The organism is Oceanobacillus sp. M65, assembly GCF_052246275.1.
Classification (GTDB): Bacteria; Bacillota; Bacilli; order Bacillales; family Amphibacillaceae; genus Oceanobacillus_B; species Oceanobacillus_B jordanicus.
The window spans coordinates 912410-928492 of the sequence record NZ_JBQQCJ010000001.1 but is presented as its reverse complement, the minus strand read 5'-3'; the positions used below and the strand labels follow the sequence as shown (position 1 = coordinate 928492).

Annotated in this window: 19 protein-coding genes and 1 riboswitch; of the genes, 6 read left to right on the top strand and 13 right to left on the bottom strand. The window is 37.2% G+C overall.

Going from position 1 to position 16083, the window contains the following annotated elements; translation table 11 throughout:
- Positions 1–2 precede the first annotated feature (2 nt).
- The 4 genes from ACTWPF_RS04425 to ACTWPF_RS04410 form a co-directional block, all read right to left on the bottom strand.
- The gene (locus ACTWPF_RS04425; RefSeq protein WP_106897739.1) at positions 3–443 is read right to left on the bottom strand and encodes a PTS sugar transporter subunit IIA; all 441 of its coding nucleotides are present in this window, start codon (positions 441–443) and stop codon (positions 3–5) included.
- A gap of 27 nt (positions 444–470) precedes the next feature.
- Positions 471–2591 (bottom strand): BglG family transcription antiterminator, encoded by a 2121-nt coding sequence (locus ACTWPF_RS04420; RefSeq protein WP_443148439.1) that lies wholly within the window; start codon positions 2589–2591, stop codon positions 471–473.
- A 358-nt stretch (positions 2592–2949) separates the two neighbouring features.
- On the bottom strand, positions 2950–3330 hold the full coding sequence (locus tag ACTWPF_RS04415) for a hypothetical protein (protein WP_443148438.1): 381 nt from the start codon (positions 3328–3330) through the stop codon (positions 2950–2952).
- 215 nt (positions 3331–3545) lie between these two features.
- Entirely contained in the window at positions 3546–4016 is a 471-nt protein-coding gene (locus tag ACTWPF_RS04410; protein ID WP_106897743.1) for an SRPBCC family protein, read from the bottom strand.
- 252 nt (positions 4017–4268) lie between these two features.
- On the opposite strand from ACTWPF_RS04410, the gene ACTWPF_RS04405 reads away from it, so the two are divergent.
- Positions 4269–5132, top strand: coding sequence for an AraC family transcriptional regulator (locus ACTWPF_RS04405; RefSeq protein ID WP_443148437.1), 864 nt, complete (start codon positions 4269–4271; stop codon positions 5130–5132).
- Positions 5133–5269: 137 nt separating this feature from the next.
- Here ACTWPF_RS04405 and ACTWPF_RS04400 read toward each other — a convergent pair whose 3' ends face one another.
- Together ACTWPF_RS04400 and ACTWPF_RS04395 are read right to left on the bottom strand one after the other, a co-directional pair.
- On the bottom strand, positions 5270–5536 hold the full coding sequence (locus ACTWPF_RS04400; RefSeq protein ID WP_443148436.1) for a hypothetical protein: 267 nt from the start codon (positions 5534–5536) through the stop codon (positions 5270–5272).
- Between the two features lie 17 nt (positions 5537–5553).
- Positions 5554–5862: a hypothetical protein gene (locus tag ACTWPF_RS04395; protein ID WP_443148435.1), complete on the bottom strand. Its 309-nt coding sequence runs from the start codon at positions 5860–5862 to the stop codon at positions 5554–5556.
- A 297-nt stretch (positions 5863–6159) separates the two neighbouring features.
- A riboswitch (SAM riboswitch) is annotated at positions 6160–6261 on the top strand.
- 121 nt (positions 6262–6382) lie between these two features.
- Between ACTWPF_RS04395 and ACTWPF_RS04390 the strand changes: the two genes are divergently transcribed.
- The 3 genes from ACTWPF_RS04390 (at position 6383) to ACTWPF_RS04380 (ending at position 9250) form a co-directional block, all read left to right on the top strand.
- Complete coding sequence (locus tag ACTWPF_RS04390) at positions 6383–7147, top strand: SDR family NAD(P)-dependent oxidoreductase (RefSeq protein ID WP_443148434.1); 765 nt, start codon at positions 6383–6385, stop codon at positions 7145–7147.
- Positions 7148–7199: 52 nt separating this feature from the next.
- A complete protein-coding gene (locus ACTWPF_RS04385; RefSeq protein WP_443148433.1) occupies positions 7200–8522 on the top strand; it encodes a Na+/H+ antiporter NhaC family protein in 1323 nt (440 codons plus the stop codon).
- A 257-nt stretch (positions 8523–8779) separates the two neighbouring features.
- Positions 8780–9250 (top strand): S-ribosylhomocysteine lyase, encoded by a 471-nt coding sequence (locus ACTWPF_RS04380; protein ID WP_443148432.1) that lies wholly within the window; start codon positions 8780–8782, stop codon positions 9248–9250.
- A 119-nt stretch (positions 9251–9369) separates the two neighbouring features.
- Here ACTWPF_RS04380 and ACTWPF_RS04375 read toward each other — a convergent pair whose 3' ends face one another.
- Positions 9370–10392, bottom strand: a complete 1023-nt coding sequence (locus tag ACTWPF_RS04375; RefSeq protein ID WP_443148431.1) for an alpha/beta fold hydrolase — start codon at positions 10390–10392, stop codon at positions 9370–9372.
- A gap of 143 nt (positions 10393–10535) precedes the next feature.
- Between ACTWPF_RS04375 and ACTWPF_RS04370 the strand changes: the two genes are divergently transcribed.
- A complete protein-coding gene (locus tag ACTWPF_RS04370; RefSeq protein ID WP_443148430.1) occupies positions 10536–11444 on the top strand; it encodes a LysR family transcriptional regulator in 909 nt (302 codons plus the stop codon).
- A gap of 49 nt (positions 11445–11493) precedes the next feature.
- Here ACTWPF_RS04370 and ACTWPF_RS04365 read toward each other — a convergent pair whose 3' ends face one another.
- The 4 genes from ACTWPF_RS04365 to ACTWPF_RS04350 form a co-directional block, all read right to left on the bottom strand.
- Complete coding sequence (locus ACTWPF_RS04365; protein WP_443148429.1) at positions 11494–12135, bottom strand: chloramphenicol phosphotransferase CPT family protein; 642 nt, start codon at positions 12133–12135, stop codon at positions 11494–11496.
- Between the two features lie 55 nt (positions 12136–12190).
- On the bottom strand, positions 12191–12712 hold the full coding sequence (locus tag ACTWPF_RS04360) for an NUDIX hydrolase (RefSeq protein WP_443148428.1): 522 nt from the start codon (positions 12710–12712) through the stop codon (positions 12191–12193).
- A 95-nt stretch (positions 12713–12807) separates the two neighbouring features.
- Entirely contained in the window at positions 12808–12948 is a 141-nt protein-coding gene (locus ACTWPF_RS04355; protein WP_443148427.1) for a hypothetical protein, read from the bottom strand.
- A 332-nt stretch (positions 12949–13280) separates the two neighbouring features.
- Positions 13281–13667, bottom strand: coding sequence for a DUF192 domain-containing protein (locus tag ACTWPF_RS04350; protein ID WP_443148426.1), 387 nt, complete (start codon positions 13665–13667; stop codon positions 13281–13283).
- Positions 13668–13930: 263 nt separating this feature from the next.
- Here ACTWPF_RS04350 and ACTWPF_RS04345 point away from each other — a divergent pair, with 263 nt between their 5' ends.
- The gene (locus ACTWPF_RS04345) at positions 13931–14101 is read left to right on the top strand and encodes a CBS domain-containing protein (RefSeq protein ID WP_443148425.1); all 171 of its coding nucleotides are present in this window, start codon (positions 13931–13933) and stop codon (positions 14099–14101) included.
- A gap of 136 nt (positions 14102–14237) precedes the next feature.
- On the opposite strand, the gene ACTWPF_RS04340 is transcribed toward ACTWPF_RS04345, so the two are convergent.
- Together ACTWPF_RS04340 and ACTWPF_RS04335 are read right to left on the bottom strand one after the other, a co-directional pair.
- Complete coding sequence (locus tag ACTWPF_RS04340) at positions 14238–15410, bottom strand: MFS transporter (protein WP_443148424.1); 1173 nt, start codon at positions 15408–15410, stop codon at positions 14238–14240.
- Between the two features lie 75 nt (positions 15411–15485).
- Positions 15486–15998, bottom strand: a complete 513-nt coding sequence (locus tag ACTWPF_RS04335) for a GNAT family N-acetyltransferase (protein ID WP_443148423.1) — start codon at positions 15996–15998, stop codon at positions 15486–15488.
- Positions 15999–16083: the final 85 nt, after the last annotated feature.

The following is a 16083-nucleotide window of genomic DNA, read 5'->3' as shown; positions in this document are numbered from 1 at the left end:
ACTTATCTCTCCATTTCTAAAATGTTTTTTATTTCTTCATAAGTTGTTGCCGAAGTTAATTTTTCAACATTGGCAGAGTCATTGAGTAGCCCAGTTAATTTTCGAAGTAAGGTGATATGTTCCTCACTCGAAGATGCCCCTAACCCAAACACAAGTCGTACCGGATCGTTTGAAGAATGACCAAACACTACAGGTTCCTTTAATTGCACAAATGAAACAGAAGCTTCATTTACCCCATCCTCTGGTCGTGCATGTGGAATGGCAATACTAGGGGCTAGTACAAAGTAAGGTCCGTTTTTTTGATAGGAAAACTTCATCGCTTCAATGTATGATTTTTCTACTAGTCCAGCTTGCCTCAGTAAGTCTCCCGCAATTTCAATAGCATCTTCTGCATCCGCTGCTTCTACACCAACTGATACAATGTCTTTTTCTAAAAATCTCATCTCTTTCACTCACCTATCCCTTGCTGTTTAATTAATCTCCGTTGAATATGTCTGTATGAATTTGTTTACTTCACGTCTATCCGCTGTTTGCAGCATATATTCCATAGTCGCTTTATCAGAAAATAATTTCGTTAGCTGCGCCAATGCCTTTAAATGCTGTTCGTTATCCCGTGAAGCCAAAACAACTATAATTTGTACAGGTTTCCCTAATATGTCAACAGCTTCTTCCAAATGGAGCATGCTCATCCCCGTTTTTATTACCCCATCATCTGGATTCGCATGGGGGAGGGCAAAATGGTGGGATATAACAATATAAGGACCAGACCTCTTAACATTTTTAATCATTTCTATAATATAACTCTCTTGGATATATCCTTGTGTCAACAAAGGTTCAGCGGCAACCTTTATTGCCTTCTCCCAGCCTTCTACTTGCTTCTTCATCAAAATTCTTTCAGGTGGTAAAAGTTCATTTAAGTTCGGTTTCTTATTTTCATTTTCTACATTAAGAGGTGCTTGGAAATACCTTCGAAGCTCCTTAGATAAGGATTCATTATCCTCGATAGTAGCGTATCTTTGAACAATATCCAGGACTGTTTCTACAGAGTAAACTTGTTTTCTTGATGTACGATCAAACAAACTGTTTACTTTTTTCAATAGCTGCTCTTTGTCCTTATTATCCAATACAGGATTCACAACAATGACCGGGATTCCTCTTTCGGTGAGCTGGATGGTCGACACAATAAAGTCGACATTTAGATCCATTTTTTCATACTCTCTTAAGGAGGTTACCCCTACCGTTTCTACATCAGTGAAAAGCCCCTCAAGTTGACTTTCTAATAACCTCGATGTACCCAGCCCATTCGTACAAACGATAAGCATTCTCTTCCTAGTTTGTTCGAGCATCACCCCTTCCTTACGAAGCCATCCTCCAAAGTGAATTGTAATATATGCAATTTCGTTTTCATTAATGGATTCACCAATCAAATCTTCAAAATGATGGACTACTTTTTTTGTTAGATGAAAGACCTCAAAATAATTTTGGCTAACCGAATCCCGCAAAACATTTTCTACTTCAATTCCGTATTTAATCCGGTAGTACGCAGGCTTTAAGTGTAGTAGCAAATTCTGGATCATCTGCTCTGGTTCTTGGAATTCAATGGCAGCATGTAACTGAAAAGAGGAGACCATCTTTTCTACCACCTGAAGAAGTGCTTTCATTTCCTCACTTTCCATTTGTGGCCTAAAGTTATAATTAACCTTTGCACTAAGGAGGTACTTGGCAAAATAATAAATTTCATCAGACGGCATCTCCGTATTTAACGAGTCGGATAAGTAGTTACAAAGAGACTTAACGCCTGCGTATTCATCAGTCGTTTTTATTACTTCCTTCTCAACTAAATCTACCTCAACAAATTTCCCTTGCTCTATTCGCTTTAAGAAAAAGTGAAACCAAACGACAATATTATTAAAAACTTCATCAGTAAACTCCACCCTAAAACGTTGCTCATGCTTCTGTAATAATTGCCTTAGGAGATGCACCAATGAGAAATCAAAGCTTAAATATGGTCTAAAAGCTTGGTCTTCTATGTTGAGAGAAGAACTTTGTAAATTATACAAAATGCTGTACCAGCTTTCTTTTGGTGTAACTAAAGATAGATAATAGATCAACAGCCTTCTGATATCGTTTTCATTTCCTTTTATCGAGTACCCAGTCTTGCGATCAGAATAAAAATATAACTGGTTCGTTTTCATTTCTTCTTTAAGTTTCTTAATATCATCTAGGACTGTATTTCGACTTACTTCAAAAATTTGCCTAATATCCTCTAAAAAGTAAGCCTTTTTCTCCCCAACTACATGTATATAAATCCAAGCCCTTCTTTCTACAGGAGAGAATTCGTAGTACGTTGCTCTTGATGAAGAATGTTTGGCAGTAATATCTTTTCTAGTTTGTTCATCGATATATATGCCTTGCCCTCTCACTTGCTTGATCTCTTCTAATCGATGGTCATTAAGCCAATTATTTATTTTGTCAAGGTCACTATAAATCGTGCGCCGTGATACATTTAACAAGGTTGCAAGTTCTTGAATGGTAATGTATGAATCTTGAATCAATAACTGATTTAATACTGCCATACTACGTTGATCCATCTTTATCCCCCTAATCAATAGTTCATAAGTAGTATGTTCTATACCTATATTTTATTAAAATATAGCCTACATAATAAGACCAAATGAACCACATTGTATTGTGCAAAGTTGTACTGTAGGTCGAGTAACCTACAACACTAATTATATTTGATTAACTGAAATTAAAATGTGATCTTTTGAAGAAATTCTATGTTAAGGGGGGAACACTTGAAAGGGGAGGAGTTTTGGTTTCAATTCAGGCGAATACTTCATCTCTCTGTTTCATTTAAGAATTTAATAATATGCCCTACTACAACAACAGGATCTTCCTCTTATGCTAAGTGACCTGCATATGGAATTGGTTTGAATTGGGAGCCAATTACCTTTTCGTGGAAGCGGACTTAATGCGATTCTCTAAAGATTCGATTGCCAGCTTAAGCGCAGTTAGGCGACGTTCATTTATAGTTTTTTGTGAACTTCCTTCTTTTGCATTTAATATTTGTTTCTCTATTGATGTCATGACATGTTCCAGTACATCTATAGAGAGCAAAATGATATCTTTATCATAAATAAACTCTCCCCCGTACCAAGTGCCTTTGAGGCTTTCTAAACCAATTTTTACTGCGTCATGTCTTTTTTTGACAAGAGTTGTATTTGTACCTTTTTCGGTCATGCTTTTATAAGCATTTGAAAGTTTGTTAAAAGTTGATTCCAAGGACTTAATGGACAGATCTTGGATATCTTGGCTAACATTCTCCATATACAACGCACCTTCTTTTTAATTTATTATGGATGACCTATTAATGTCATCAGTATCACAACTGTTGTGTTTCTCTATTTAATTGAAAAAGTATTAACAAGAGTCTCTGCAGCTTCTGTAAAACCACTTATTAGTCTACATGAAATTCCCACAATAAAAAACGACCAACATAGTTGATCGTCATAGTTATGGTGCATTCGATTACCAAAAAACCCTCATTCAAACTTTTCTTTGTAGTATTCACGTAATTCAGGTCCATTTTCATCCCATTCAATTGGCTGACCATGGATTAATTGACCAAGGGCATCCAAACATCTATGCCAACCTGCTGCTGTATATTTCGCCATTTCTCGATCATCAAACGTATGACTGAATGTCATGGTACAGCCTTGATCTGCTTCCTGTATGCTTATCTCTAAAAGGTCCTCCATTTCCTTAAAACAAAAGGAATACGGAGGGTGGAATTCGGTAATCACCGCTTCATAGGTTGATCCTTCCCCATCGTCGAACTTTATCTTTCCACCAACCTTAAGATCCATATCGCCAGTTGCAAATGGATACCACTGCGTGAAGTATTGAGGATCCGTTATAAATGGAAAGACAGTTTCAGGTGTGAATGGATATTGACGTTCAAATACTAAAACAGATCTTCCTTCTTTTTCATGGAGACTGCCATCGTTATGCATACTTTCCCTCCTCTTACCTAATGTTATTGTTTTACTGTTCCTAACATTATAACGTACATTCTACAACATGTTTAAGAATAGACAACTTATTACTAGTCTATGCAGTTGTCCATTATCCCACTATGAGGCCTCACCTAGACCGCTATATATTTACTACGAAAAATCATTAAGTAATTCGATATTTTTCCCATTAAACATGTCGAGTATTTACAATATTACTTTGCTATTATTTAAACAGAAAGGAGGGATAACGTGTTAAAGGAATTAAACCAAGTCATTGAATATATTGAAGAACGATTAACAGATGATCTATCGCTTGAAACTATTTCAGAATTTGCCGGGGTTTCCGATTATCACTTTCGGAAAATATTTTTTTACCTATCCGGAATGACACTAAATGAGTATATAAAAAACAGAAGGCTCTCCGAGGCAAATAAGGACTTGCTGCGAGGAGAAAAAGTAACAGATGTTGCTTTTAAATATGGGTACCAGTCAGTGGACGGTTTTACCAGAGCATTTAAAAAGTGGAATGGTTTTCTACCCTCGGAAGTAATTAAAAATGGAGTAAGCAAAACGTTTCCGAAGTTCACATTTGTCATAACAGTACGAGGAGGAACTACAATGGAATTTAGAATAGAAGATAAGCCAACATTTAATTTAGTTGGTGTAAGTAAACGTGTGCCGATGCAATTCGAAGGGGTTAATAACGCGATTGTGGAGCTTGTGAAGAGCATTACGGACGAACAAAAAGACGAAATGCATTCCTTGCAAAATATAGAACCCTATGAAATCGTGAATGCTTCCTATGATGCGGACGCTCAATTCCTAAAAGAGGAAGGCGATCTAACGCACTTGATCGGTGTATTAACAACGGAAGATAACGTCAGTGATCAATTAGATAAAGTAACTGTTGATGCCTGTACGTGGGCGATTTTCCCTAATGAAGGGCCGTTCCCATCAACACTACAAGAAACCATGGCAAAGACCTATTCAGAATGGCTCCCCTCTTCCGATTATGAAGTAATCCCTGCTCCTAGCTTTTCGTTTACAAAAATGGATGAAAAGAAAGTAGATTACGCGTATAGTGAAGTATGGATTCCTGTGAGGAAAAGATAAACGCTAGGACTTACAATGGATCAAGAGCAACGCTGATATGGTGGCGTTGCTCTTTTTAAAATGCTTGAAGAAATGATTATAAAAATCTTACCCCTTTGCACTACGATGATTACACCTAATAATTAACCGATAGCTATCTATGCAAACTGTTTTCTTAATTCTTCTATAAAGTTTTCAAGTACATCTAATCTATTTATAACTTCGGCCTTTTTTTCCTCGCTAAGTATTTCAGGGTTCTCTATGAACAGATTATTCTCAAGTTGCTTACAGCAGCTTTTGATTTTATCAAGATAGTCTTTGATTTGCTTTTCATCCACCGTTTGTATTGTAATTTCCTCCAGTAGCTTTTTAGTTTTTTCAATTTTTCCCTCACCTTCTTTTAAGTCTTTTCGCAGTTTATTCAATTCCTTTGTTATCTTTTCTAATTGCCCTGGGTGAGGTTATACTGCTTTTTATACTCCTCCAATTTCTTTTCAAGCTCCTTGTTATCTAAACGACTAATATAATCAATCTTGGTCTTTTTTACTTTCTGAATTGACAATCTGGAAAGGGAGTCTATCTCATGCCTTCCATCTGGGAGAATAATTAGCCCAGCTAAAAAAGTAGCCTCTGCCCCTGAACCCTGAAACTTATTTAAACTAAGCATTACCTCTTCTAAATCCTTTTGATCTTCTGGAGATAAATCCCCTGCTTTATCTATTAACCTATACTCTTTATTTGCCGTCCCCAAGCCCCTCCTTTTTACCCATGTCTATTGTGGCTGGGGATTGTCCTATTCGCCTTTCATAATAATTTATGAGAGTTGGCCTCTTTCAAATCGACGTTTCAGGTCATCGAACGGGTTATATAAAGATCCAGTAAACAACTCGCCTTAATAGAAATCCAGAATAATAATGTATTCTATAAATGAAGATTAGGAATAATAGCCCCCAGACACCAACTCTCTATTTCATAATTATCAAAAAAATAACTTGACGCTCATTTCATTTTGCTGTATCTTTAATCTACAAATTACATATCGCGAATTTTCTTATCCAGAGAGGTGGAGGGACTGGCCCTACGATACCTCGGCAGCAGCTCTTTTAGAGTAATGTGCCAATTCCAGAAGCGTAACGCTTGAAGATAAGAAGAGTATTTTAACGTTGACGTTTAAGGTCTCTTCTTGCTATAGAAGAGGCCTTTTTTGTTTGCGTCTAGACTTTCGCAAACTAAGGAATACAGCAGGGCAACAGGAAAGGAGTATGTTTTCTATGTATACGATGGATTTGACCGATAAAGTGGCCATTGTCACTGGTGGTGCACATGGCATTGGAAAGGCGATTGTGGAGGCATTTTTAGATTGCGGGGCAAAAGTTGCGGTTGTAGATATGGCTGAGACACATGATGAAACAACAGTTAATACGTTTCACGTTCAGGCAGATGTGTCCAATCCAGAACAAGTAACCGAGGTGGTTGATTCGGTTATTGATCATTTTGGCAGAGTTGACATTTTAGTCAATAATGCCGGGATTTCCACGATGGACTATTTTGTTGATATAAAAGAACAGGACTGGGATAAAACAATCGATGTGAATGCAAAAGGGGTCTACCTTTGCATGCAAGCCGTTGCGAAACAACTACAAGCTCAAGGCCAAGGTGGAAAAATCATTAACATTGCCTCACAAGCTGGGAAAAACGGCTACCAACTAATGGGTAGCTATGTTGCTTCAAAACACGCGGTTCTAGGGATGACAAAAGTAGCTGCACTAGAACTAGCCAAAGACAAAATTAATGTGAATGCCGTTTGCCCAGGAATCGTGGAAACAACGATGAAACAATCAGAAAGAGTGATTGGTGGAAACCTACGCGGTCTTCAAGCTGAAGATATTAAACACGAAGATAATTCACAAGTTCCCTTGGGAAGAACTGCTGTACCTGCAGACATTGCGAATGTCGTTGTTTTTCTTGCATCAACGTACTCAGATTACATGACTGGCCAAGGAATTAATGTTACGGGTGGGATGACAATGAACTAATCTCTTGTTACATGCTCACCCACTAAAAACTAAATTGAAGGAGGATATTTTGATGGCTAATGCGAAAAAAGGAAATGCACTTGCACTACTTCCGCTACTGATCTTTGTATTACTATTTATTGGCACTGGCGTTATTTCTGGAGACTTCTCCAATATGCCATTAAACGTTGCGATTATTATTGCGGCGGCTTTTGCTCTCGCCATGAACCGAAAAGAAAAGCTATCTAGAAAGATTGATATCTTTACGAAAGGCGCAGGACATCCGAATATTATCTTAATGGCGGTAATTTTTGTAATGGCCGGGGCATTCGCTCAAACAGCTAGAGACATGGGTGCTGTAGATTCCACCGTAAACTTAGGATTATCCGTTATTCCTCCTAATCTATTAATGGTTGGACTGTTTATTGTAGGTTGCTTCATCTCTGTTTCAATGGGAACATCCATGGGTACCGTGGCCGCACTAGCACCAATTGGCATTGGAATCGCAGAACAAACAGGGATACCAATGGCGCTTGCAATGGGAACTGTTATAGGTGGCGCAATGTTTGGAGATAATCTATCAATGATTTCCGATACAACCATTGCAGCTGTCCGGACCCAGAAAACAAAAATGAGTGATAAATTTAAAACCAACTTTTTCATTGTTCTACCTGGAGCAATTGTAACCGCGGTTCTTTTATGGATCGTGACTGCAGGAGCCGAAATTGACACCATTGGCGATTACGCATTTGATTTCGTGAAGGTTTTACCTTATATAGCAGTACTCATTGCAGCCTTAGCTGGCGTTAATGTCTTAGTCGTATTAATTGGCGGCATCGTGTTTGCTGGGATCATTGGCTTAATAGACGGTTCTTATACGTTATCTGGTTTCATTCAAGCAGTTTCACAGGGAATCATGAATATGGAAGATATTGCAATTGTTGCCCTATTAATTGGTGGTATGATTGGAATTATCCAGCATAACGGCGGGATTCAGTGGTTATTAAATTTTGTAACGCGTAGAATTAAAACGAAAAAAGGTGCGGAGCTTGGGATTGCAGGTTTAGTAAGTGCAACCGACATTGCAACGGCCAACAACACCATATCTATTATTGTGACAGGTCCATTAGCAAAAAATATTTCCGATGAATACAATATTGATCCTAGAAAATCAGCAAGTATTCTCGATATTTTTGCTGGCGGGTGGCAAGGTATCGTTCCATACGGTGGGCAAATGCTTGCCGCTGCCGGGTTAGCAGCTATATCGCCAATTAGCATCTTGCCATATTCCTTCTACCCAATTGCCATCATCCTGTGTGGAATTATTGCCATTCTCATTGGCTTCCCTAAACACCAGAAAAATAAAGCCGCTAAGGGAGATAAAAAAACAGCTTAACGAATCTAATCTGGTAAAATAGGAACAAAAGCGCAAGCGCCCGTTTAGAAACGTAGCGGGTGGAACGAATCAACTGAGATAAAGAAATCACGGTGAGGATACGAACCGATGATGACTTATCGTAGGGCGATTTCGTGAAGTCGCCTAGTTTCTGGGCGCTGGAGCTGGACGTGGCCATTTCTGCCATCGAACATTATGAAGACAAAATTTTATACTTTCTTTACTAGTAAAAAATAATAATTTTAGGAGTGGAATACATGGTTAAAAAAATGAACGTTGAAAGCTTTAATCTTGATCATACAAAAGTGAAAGCACCTTATATTCGTCTAGCGGGGACTACTACTGGGGCAAACGGCGACGTTGTTCACAAGTATGACCTTCGTCTCAAACAACCAAATCAGGAGTATATGGAAATGCCTGCACTCCATTCACTAGAACACTTAATGGCTGAAAATATCCGCAACCATCACAGTAGTGTCATTGATTTAGGTCCAATGGGTTGTCAAACAGGCTTTTACTTATCGGTTATAAACCATGATAACTATGACGAAGTATTAGATGCTGTGGAAGCAACATTAAAAGATATTCTAGTAGCAACAGAAGTTCCAGCATGTAATGAAGTACAATGTGGTTGGGCAGCAAGCCATAGCCTAAAAGGTGCAAAAGCATTAGCACAAGAATTTCTCGCTAAACGAGCAGATTGGGCGTTTGTATTTGGCGAGGAATAGGGATGAAAAAGGTGAACAGTTGATTGGGCTGTTCACCTTTTTATTTTGTGGATTACTAGTAATCAAATTCCCACACATTGCAAACACCAAGAGCAAAGCATCCCTATTGAGAAATTTACCTACCCCTTTGGACAAAGTGCCAATAAGCACTTTAAATTGTCATCAATAAATTTATTATCAGTACTGTTTATTCCACGACCGGCAAAATGGCCCCATACTGATTTAATAGGATGATATTCACTATTAGGTACTAGATTAGCCTCATATTCATTATTATCTGCAGTGCAAAATAGATCTGTACTTCCTGGCATAATATAAGTAGTCGCTTCTATACTTTTTAGTGCTTCCTCAAAATCTCCGTTATACAAGGAATTTTCACTAATGTCTGCATGTTGGCCTGTCCATAACATGGCTAGTACGTTGTGCGGATCCATATTCATAAAACTATTTTCCCAAACTCCTACCGCAAAATTTTCCAGAGAATCAAATCCCATTTCCCGAAAAAGTTCTTCTTTATAGAAGGTCTGCGATAATCCCCATCCTGCATAGACACGCCCGACAGCACGCATGGATTCAGAAGTTAATTGGTTTAACTTGGTTGAATCTGAGCCAATTGATCCCATAAGCGCAGCTTTTAGTCCATCTAGAACTACATACGTTTGCGGCCAAGTCTTTGCATTTCCACAGAATGAGGCTATTCGTTCCACCATGTCCGGATAAATTGCCCCCCATTGGAAGGACTGAAGCCCCCCCAGTGACCACCCAACTACAAGAGAAATCTTTTTAATACCGAATTTTTCTGTCACTAGTCTATACTGTAATTGAATGTTGTCATAGATAGTTACCTGAGGGAAATTACCCTTATCAAATGGTTCAGGCGTATTACTTGGAGATGAAGATAATCCATTCCCTAGCAAATTAGGAACAATAATGAAATATTTCTGTGGATCTAGTGCCATCTCCTCCCCAATTAACCATTCATTATTAACATGCTGATCGCCAAATGCCGTTGGATAAAGGATGACATTATCTTTCTTTTCATTCAAAGTTCCATAAGTCTTGTAAGCTAGAAAAGCATTTGGTAATATCACTCCGGACTGCAAGGTTACATCACCTAAATTATAAATCTCAAAATCCTCCATTGAGTAGTCACTCCTTTCAAATGAAACACAAACAGCTAGAATGTATTTCTTGTTATTAAGTATAATGCCGTGCTACATTCAATAAAAGTGAACAAAATTAATAGTAGTATTCAATAATATTGAAAGTTTAAGGAGGAATCATGATGGAATTGCGCCAACTTAACACATTCCAAACGGTTGCAACAACTTTAAATTTCAGTCGAGCTGCTGAAGCATTAAACTACGTACCGTCCAACGTCACCATGCAAATCAAAGCATTGGAGGAAGAACTTGATGTTCGTCTCTTTGATCGTTTAGGAAAGCAGCTCGTTCTTACAACTGCAGGTCAACGTTTTTTAACTCATGTCCAAGGCATTCTAAACAAATTAGACGAAGCCCGCAGTTCCGTTCATGACAATGAAATTCTAAGCGGTACGCTAACAATCAGTGCCAATGAGGTTGTTTGCGCCTATCGGCTTCCAGAGATCTTTAAACTTTTTCGTTTGCGTTATCCTGGAGTTCGCCTTATCTTTCGCTCTGTTCCAAACCAACAACTCAAACAATCACTATTTGATGGAAGCTCAGATGTCGCTTTTATATTGGACGAACCCATCAAATCAACAGGACTTGCAGTGGAAGCATTAACGAAGGAAACGTTTAGCTTTTTCGTCGCTCCAGATCATGCACTTGTGAAACGCACTACATTACAGCTTGAAGATTTTCAGGGAGAAGCTTTCCTCATTAATGAAAAGGGTTGTCCCTATCGAACGATGTTTGACCGAACATTTAAGAATGGAGACATTGATAGTATTTATCCTTTAGAGTTTCAAAGTGCAGAAGCCATTAAACAATGTGCAATCTCGGGAATTGGTATTGCGTTTCTTCCTGAAATAGTAACGGAAGTCGAGGTTAAACGTGGTGAACTAGTAGCTCTTCCTTGGCGAATGTCAGACTTGGATGTATATACACAGATGTCATGGCACAAAGACAAGTGGCTATCACCGATCATATTAGCTTTCATAGAAACAGCAAGAGAAGTTATGGGTATAAAAGAAGACAATATATCTACATAGTTTAAACTGTGTGGATATATTGTCTTTAAATCCTTTTCATTTAAATGTACTATCTATCAGGAAACTCCCCTCTACTCATATCTGCAATTCGTTTAAATGCCGTACCATATGGGCCTGTTTTTAATCGCAATCGGATTGCCTCTGCACATTCTTCAGAGCTTAAAACCGATGTATCAAGTTCCAAATCATAAATACCAGGCACATGAACGGAATCCTGCCAAAGAATCACGGGTTGCGGTACATTTCCGTCTTCTGTGTAACCAATGTTCCACGTTTCAATTCGCCGCTCCATGACAACATCTAAGGGACATCGGATACCTACAAATAACACAGGGAAGTCCTTTAAGAGGGTAGCACAATTAGAAAGAATACCCCTCGGAGCTGAATAGAAATCATGATGTCCAACATCAACCACAACGTTTAAGCCTAAACGGCTATGAGCTGCAATTGACTCGTACATGGCTTGATATAAAGTAACAATCAAAGGCTCCAAATCAGGCCGTTCTCCCCCAGGTCTTAGACCAATTCCTGGTTGATACTTTTTTGGAGTCATTTTCATAAACGTATCAACTCCCAGATTCATCCACACCCCATCAAAAGTATCCTGGACAACCGTTGCAATACTTGATTTCCCAGACCGAGGAGTCCCGTTTAGAATCACAATATTACCGAGTTTATTTATAGTTGACACTCGACATCCTCCCCTTGTCTTAATAGTACTCTAATAATAGTAAAACTCTTTAGATTTACAGACGAATAGAGCCATAATGATGTCGCCCCTCAAAAAGAAACGCGATGATACTCTCATAATATGGAATGAATTTCTTTAGTTCGATAAGCTTTAAAATCTCCTCTTTAGAAGCCCATTTGACTGCTTGCACCTCTTCAGCCTGTAACGTCAATCCATTTAAATCAACATCATATTTTTCAATTAAATAATAGTCATCAAAGCCGCGTTCAAAGTTAATAGTAAAGTGGGGACGAATCTTTTCAAAGTTATAATGAATTCCCAACTCCTCGAATAACTCTCTTGAAGCAGCCTGTTGACTTGTATCGCCTGTAACCGCACTACCTCCACAAGTAATATCCCAAAGATTCGACCATCCTTGCTTAAAGGGTTGACGCTGCTGAATGAGCATTTCCCCTTTTGAATTAAATATACAGACGTGTACTACTAAATGAAGCTCCTCTGATGTCATTTCATCTCCACGAGTTATTTGTTTCTCTATTCTATTACGATGTTTATCAAACAAATCCCACTTTTCCATTGAAAAACTCCTTATGTATACGGCAATTAGGAACATTTTTTACTTAGAGTTGAAAGGCAAAAAAAACTGACGATATCCTTATTGAACTACCCCCCTTAGGATAATAAGAACTGAATTAAATATCCGTTAGATTCCATTCCTCCTTTACCATAGATAACCCTATCGTGATATTCACCATTCAAGTATTCATAATTACGAATTATACCTTCCTGTGTAAAGTCGAGTCTTTCTAACATATCTTTTCCTCCTGTATTAATAATCTTTTCTATATGATTACACTTAGTTAAACTGCCCGTTCACTTAATAACTTCTAAATAAATACTAACATAGTATTCTAAAATTAAAGTTTTTATTTTAACCATAGAAAAGGTGATCATACGTGGATCACCTTTTTTCAACGGGTACCTAATAAAGTGGTTGGCCCCACCCAGTAGACACAAACTGGCTTGGAAAGAAACGATAAATTCTCTTCCGTTTGGAAACCACTCATTCCTTCACAATCTTTTCAGTAATATATAAATATCCAATAAAAAATCACCTTACCTTAGTTCTTAGAGGTAAGATGAATTCAATTAAACTTTACATAATCTCTTTCTTTGATTCGATTCTTTTCAAACCATCCTTTATTCACTTCAATTGCATAACGATAAGAAAGTTTCGGATCATAGATAGGACATTCATTCCCTTTACAAGGCTCCATATCTAGTATTTTTAGAATTTTCCCATCTGAATCAACAAAAGCAATAGATAAAGGGATTAATGTGTCTTTCATCCAAAAGCCACCATATATTTTTCTTGGAAACACAAATAACATCCCTTCGTATTCGGGTAATTTTCCAACAAACATTAAGCCCTTTTCTATTTTCCCTTGTGTATCTGCAACTTGAACGGTTAATTTAGTTTTCCTGTTTCCACTGATTATATATATCAATTTTGTTTTTATTCTATTATTCATGTTCACTCACCTTCGAGTACTAGTAAAAGCGTGAAAGAAATTTGTTTATAAAACAAGAAGAAAAAATAACTAGGTACGCTCCTTATCACTTTTAATACCTATTCTATGGTTTTAAATTTATTTAGTACTTTGTTTTCAATAATCACATCAAAAATAAAAAAAGGACAACCCTTCTTGTTGAAGAATCGCGCCCGTTAGTTTAAGTGTTGAGCTTAACAAACTTGTACTTTCTCATTTCTTTATTAGAGTAACCTACCCCTAGTATGCTGCCTGGTTTATCAGTTGATCCGGAGCATAAGCCCCGGACACCTGACATGGATATTCATCAAGCATCAAATTTAATGGTACAACAGCAAATTCGCAGGTTGCCGGTAGTTGAAAATAGACAAATAGTGGGAGTGGTAGCTTTAGGGGATCTAGCAGTACAAAATTAAAATGCAGACGAGGCAGAACAGGTGTTGCAAAGCATTTCACCCCCTTCTGCACAGTAAGAATAGTAATGAGTTCCTTAACTTTTTCAAAATAGAACAAAACAAATAGGGCACCATATCAGAATGTGCGACCCTTTTACTATTTTATAAAGAAAGATCGTTTATTTTTGTTTTTCCCAAGAAGAAAGTAGTACAAAATTAATGATAATAAAATAGTAACCGCTAGGATTTGATACATTCCACTATAGCCAGTTAAAGGTATTATCACACCAAGAAGGGTTGGGCCAAATCCATTTCCTAAATCATAAAAAATCATGAACGTGGCTGTTGCCATACCTACACGTTGTGGGGTAGCTTGACTAATGGCAACCGTTTGAGTTATTGAAGCTATATTACCAAAACCTAGCCCAACCAATACACCAGATAATAGCAAAGTCATACTACTCTCCGTAATGCTAAGCAGAATCATGCCAAGCCCAAAAAGAACGATAGCTGGATACATAATAATATTTGCTCCTTTCCTGTCAACCAATCGCCCTGTAAATGGACGCGATATCAGGACCGATGCTGTATATACCATAAAGAAAAAACTTGCTGTACTTACCAGATTCAGTTCCATTGCATACAGGTTAATATAAGAGAGAATGCTGGAAAATGAAAATGTCATTATAAAAAGGATAATAGCAATAGGTATTGTTTTGTAATCTATCAAACTAGAAAAAAATGATTTCTTTTCCTCGTTACTTTCTGTAGGCACTTGTGGAACATTTAAGATTAAAGATGTCCCTAATATAATACACCCAAGCACTAGACTAAATAAAAATATTAAATTGTAATTACCATTTTGGGTTAGGAGAAGACCAATAAAAGGACCTATACCTGTAGCAAGTGCGGTGCTTACTGCAAAATAACTAATTCCTTCTCCCCTCCGAGAGTTAGGAATAACAAGCGCTACAACTGTTCCAATTACAGTTGTAGCTATACCCACCGATATTCCGTTTAGAAATCTGGTTAGCATCAGAAAGTAAATTCCTAAGTTAAGGAAATAAAGTAATACAGTTAGCAAAAAGAAGAATAAACCAAACATCAATATCTTTTTAGATATAACTAAACGACCTGTAATTATCCTACCTACTAATGCCCCAATGATAAAGATACCTGCTATTAAACCAGACTCCCCTGCTGTAGCATCAAACTTATTAACTGCATAAGCTGTAATCGTAGCATTTAGAAGAAAATATACTAGTATTAAAAAGAAGTTCATTGCTGAAAGATTAATGAAATCTTTTGTCCAAATCTTATATATAGTCATTTTATTACCCTCCCTCCTTCCTTTATTTACAAACTTTAAATTAATGAATTTTATTACCATTTTATTAATTTAAAGCTATTTTATGGTTTTTAACTCATCAAATATCCCGCGAATTTCTTGAGGGATTACATCGCCGTTTATTACCATGGTTTCAAAGGTTACACCTTCATCATTTGAAATTAAATAATCCTGAGACACGAACCCGAAATATTTATAAAAGTTTTTTCTTTTAACTCGTTGATTATAGTTAAAGCTTTTAGGATTAACTTCCTCGATATTAAGACTAATACGATAGCTAGAATATTTCTTTAGTAACTCATTAATGGCCATTTTTCCGTACCCTTTATTTTGATATGAATTGCTGATTGCCAAATATAAGACGTAAAGCATGTCTTCTTTAATGATAAGATAGCTCATTCCAACAAGTGTAGAGTCATCAAACAATCCATAAAATAGGTGATCGGTACCATTACTAATAGCTACCAATTTATTAAAAGGAACCATCTCTTCTAGAGGGAACGAATCGTTATAAATTTTTTTAATCCCTTCCATATTCACATCATTAACTTTTTTAAAATTTAAAGCCATATTTTGTCTCTCCAATCTCTAATTATGCTCAAAGTCGTACACCCATAATTGTACTTTTTCTTTTATTTTTAAAGTACGAATAGCC

Coding starts and splice junctions, on each gene's coding strand:
- ACTWPF_RS04385 (WP_443148433.1), top strand. CDS start 7,200: ATGGCTAATGCGAAAAAAGGAAATGCACTTGCACTACTTCCGCTACTG.
- ACTWPF_RS04360 (WP_443148428.1), bottom strand. CDS start 12,712: ATGGAAAAGTGGGATTTGTTTGATAAACATCGTAATAGAATAGAGAAA.
- ACTWPF_RS04350 (WP_443148426.1), bottom strand. CDS start 13,667: ATGAATAATAGAATAAAAACAAAATTGATATATATAATCAGTGGAAAC.
- ACTWPF_RS04415 (WP_443148438.1), bottom strand. CDS start 3,330: ATGGAGAATGTTAGCCAAGATATCCAAGATCTGTCCATTAAGTCCTTG.
- ACTWPF_RS04345 (WP_443148425.1), top strand. CDS start 13,931: ATGCTGCCTGGTTTATCAGTTGATCCGGAGCATAAGCCCCGGACACCT.
- ACTWPF_RS04410 (WP_106897743.1), bottom strand. CDS start 4,016: ATGCATAACGATGGCAGTCTCCATGAAAAAGAAGGAAGATCTGTTTTA.
- ACTWPF_RS04375 (WP_443148431.1), bottom strand. CDS start 10,392: ATGGAGGATTTTGAGATTTATAATTTAGGTGATGTAACCTTGCAGTCC.
- ACTWPF_RS04420 (WP_443148439.1), bottom strand. CDS start 2,591: ATGGATCAACGTAGTATGGCAGTATTAAATCAGTTATTGATTCAAGAT.
- ACTWPF_RS04340 (WP_443148424.1), bottom strand. CDS start 15,410: ATGACTATATATAAGATTTGGACAAAAGATTTCATTAATCTTTCAGCA.
- ACTWPF_RS04425 (WP_106897739.1), bottom strand. CDS start 443: ATGAGATTTTTAGAAAAAGACATTGTATCAGTTGGTGTAGAAGCAGCG.
- ACTWPF_RS04335 (WP_443148423.1), bottom strand. CDS start 15,998: ATGGCTTTAAATTTTAAAAAAGTTAATGATGTGAATATGGAAGGGATT.
- ACTWPF_RS04380 (WP_443148432.1), top strand. CDS start 8,780: ATGGTTAAAAAAATGAACGTTGAAAGCTTTAATCTTGATCATACAAAA.
- ACTWPF_RS04355 (WP_443148427.1), bottom strand. CDS start 12,948: ATGTTAGAAAGACTCGACTTTACACAGGAAGGTATAATTCGTAATTAT.
- ACTWPF_RS04370 (WP_443148430.1), top strand. CDS start 10,536: ATGGAATTGCGCCAACTTAACACATTCCAAACGGTTGCAACAACTTTA.
- ACTWPF_RS04390 (WP_443148434.1), top strand. CDS start 6,383: ATGTATACGATGGATTTGACCGATAAAGTGGCCATTGTCACTGGTGGT.